A 3,034-nucleotide genomic window follows, 5' to 3' on the forward strand; every position below is an offset into this window, starting at 1 on the left:
CAGAATATTGGCCTGAAACTCGATTGTTAAGGTTCAAATTCAATCCCTGGCTTCGACCAGGCCAGTTCACTTTGTCTAAATGCGAGTGCCATGCGCCATCCCAGAAAAGAATGTAAAGAATGGCAGAAAATGCGGCCGCGCTCACAACCACCAACCGCCACCAGACCTGCCCCAACAATATGCCTGCCCCGCCGGCCACAAAACCAATGGCCGCCAACACCAAAAAAATACTGGCCAGCAGTCTTGTCGTTTCATCGCCAAAAAGCCTGGAGATTGCCCACGAGCCATCCGGCCAAACCAGGCCAGGTTGCAGCTCAAAGAGCCGCCAACTCTGCCCAAAGTACAACAGATGAACTAAGCCGTGCAATACAATGAATACCCCAAATATAATCCTAATCATGGTACTTATCCTCCTTGTACAAAATATTCATAAAATACTTCAATTGTTTTGATCCATTCTCCTGAGTTCATGACCGAACCCGGCGATGAACGAAATTACATACAGACTGGCAGACCCAAACACAAAGAGCTTGGCCGTGTCCTCAATGCTGACGGGGTCCGTGATCCCAGGGAAGAAGCCGAAAACAGCCATCTCCACGCCAATTAGCATAGTAATGGTCGCCAGCACAAGTGTCACGACCCAGAGTCTGGACAGGATGGGCCAGGTGCTGCGCGGCAGTACCTTCCGCCACCAGTTCAGCGGCTTACCTATGCGCGTCGCAAAGGCCCACGCCGGGATAAAGAAGGCTACCTGGCCGATGCCGCCGCCCACCAGGAAGCTCAGGATGGACAGCCCCAGGAAAACAGTGCGCCCGTGCCTGGTGGGCAGGAACCAGATTGACCAAATAATGATCGCCACCCCCACGATCATTGACGCGATACCGGTGATCAGGAAATTCGGGATGAGGGTAAAGGCACCCTCGCCAGCCAGGGGCCAGAATCGTTGCGCTTCCCCAATTGCAAGGATGTAGAGGCCGCCGGTGGGCTTGTTGCCCTGCAAGACTTCAAAGAAACCGTGGTTCACGCCAGAGAGTAATCCAATGAACACGCCAATGGTTGTGGCGATGACGCGCGTCGCGTTTAGATTGTAAAAAGATAATCTTTCTTTCGGCATCTGTAGAGATGTTATTTGTAAAGACTCCATTTGTAAAGACTCCTTTGAACAAATCATTTGAGATAGTTTTAGCAGACATTTTTCTCATTGAGAATAATTAGTTTATTGCTCACGATATATAGACAAAATCACGAACCCTTGCCAGTGCAGATGCCTGACCAGCCCGATGAGGCCCGACTGATCGGCGCAGATTGTAAACACGGTGGCCGCCGCCTCCCTCTGCGCCACCGTTATTTGCAGCGGGCTGGTAACGTTGAAGACATTTTCATCCACCTGGCCCCGCACTGCAAGGCGGTAAGTACAGACATCATCCATTCTCTTTAACTCCTTGATCCAACAAAAATCCGCCGGCGACACCCCTATCTTACCCCAATAGGCAACGGCGCAAACCACCCAAAAATGTAGTCTGCGCCACAAAAAAGATGTAGGTTTTTATTTAAAGTATTCGGAGTTGGCGGGCCGTCTCAATGGCTTGGGTGCGGTTATTCACGTTGAGCTTGCCGTAGACGGCCTTAACGTGGAAACGCACTGTGTTGAGGGAGATGAATAGCTTTGTGGCGATTTCTTGGTATTTCAGCCCTTCGGCCATCAAGCCCAACACCTCCAACTCCCGGTCGGTCAACGGCTCTATGAGAGCCACCGGTCTGGTTTCAGCCGGAAGATCCGGTGCGGACTGCTTGCCGCCCGTTGCGCCTGGTGATTGCGATGTGGAAAAAGCGGCCAAAATGCGTTCAACGTAGCCAGGTTGAACGATCCCCAGCCGGTTTTGTTTGACCAAGTTCGCCAGGGCCTGGGCCACAGGGGGGCCTTGTTCGACAAAAACGCCGATGAAACCTTCCGGTTCGGCCAACTCCAAAGCGCGGACGTAATCTGCCCGGCCGGTTTGCTGATTCCCCAACACGGCGTGTATCTGGGCGCGGAGCAAGAGCGCTTCCAGCGCAACGGGAATGTATTGGCCCTGAATTGTTCCGGCGATCAAACGGTCGGCCAACTCGAGCCCGGAACGCAAGCCGGTCAGTTTACGTCCAGCCCGAGCCTGGTGTAGAAGAACGTGCAAGCTGCTGTTGTACAGCAGCCCTATCGAGTGGGAGACGCCCTGACCAGACGGGAGATCGGGAAAAGAGAATTGATCTCCAAAGGAAAACCCCTGTCCTTGCAGCGCCATCTGGGCGGCGGCCAGTTTTTCGCGGGCAAGATAGACACGCACCTGTTGGGAAATAGTTTCTTGCCTGACATGATCAGGCGCTTCCACCGGCAGCAGGTCAACGGCTTGTTGGATCTCGCGGGCAGCAGGCTCCAAATCTCCGGCAAGTTGAGCCAAACGCGAGAGCAATACTCGACAAAAAATTACGCCAGTATTGTAACCGCCCAGTGTGCTCAACTGCAAGGCGCGGAGGGTATGGCGGCGCGCCGGTTCGATCTGACGCCATTGATAATAAACCTCTCCGAGCAGTCCATAGAGCACGGCGCTAATGGGCGGTGAAGAACTTGATCGTTCTAGCCGGGTAGTTACCGGTTCAGCAATCTCACAGGCTAAATGCAATTGGCCGCGCTCAAAAGCCATCACGGCCAGGCCCACCGTACCCATCATTTCCGCAACAAGGTTTTTTGCCGTCCGGCCATGCCAAATTGATGCCTGATACGCTTCGACAGCCTTGGCGTAATCCTCCTTTAACTGGTAGAGGCTGGCCAGCGCCCAATAAGCCAGGCTCCGCACGCGGCTATCTTGCTCCGGCGCAATTTCCAGGGCCTGCGCAGCTATGGCCAAACCCTCTGTGGTTTTACCTTGTTTGTACAACACCAAGGATTGTATAACCAGCCATTCCGCCCTGAGAGAAGGATTTTCCGGCCCCAACTGAGATTCTGCCTGGGAGTCGCCCAAGATTGTCTGTAACCGTTCCAGGTAGGGGGCCACCCGGG

General features: G+C 53.8%; 4 protein-coding genes. All 4 read right to left on the bottom strand.

The features are described 5' to 3' along the window. A partial coding sequence (locus tag JW953_16205) for a hypothetical protein (GenBank protein MBN1994241.1) occupies window positions 1-400 on the bottom strand: 400 nt, incomplete at its 3' end. 39 nt (window positions 401-439) lie between these two features. Next, a complete protein-coding gene (locus JW953_16210) occupies window positions 440-1,144 on the bottom strand; it encodes a hypothetical protein (protein MBN1994242.1) in 705 nt (234 codons plus the stop codon). Window positions 1,145-1,216: 72 nt separating this feature from the next. Continuing rightward, the gene (locus JW953_16215) at window positions 1,217-1,429 is read right to left on the bottom strand and encodes a hypothetical protein (GenBank protein ID MBN1994243.1); all 213 of its coding nucleotides are present in this window, start codon (window positions 1,427-1,429) and stop codon (window positions 1,217-1,219) included. A gap of 121 nt (window positions 1,430-1,550) precedes the next feature. Next, on the bottom strand, window positions 1,551-3,034 hold a 1,484-nt coding region (locus JW953_16220), incomplete at its 5' end, for a hypothetical protein (protein MBN1994244.1).

This window comes from Anaerolineae bacterium, from assembly GCA_016931895.1.
Classification (GTDB): domain Bacteria; phylum Chloroflexota; class Anaerolineae; order 4572-78; family J111; genus JAFGNV01.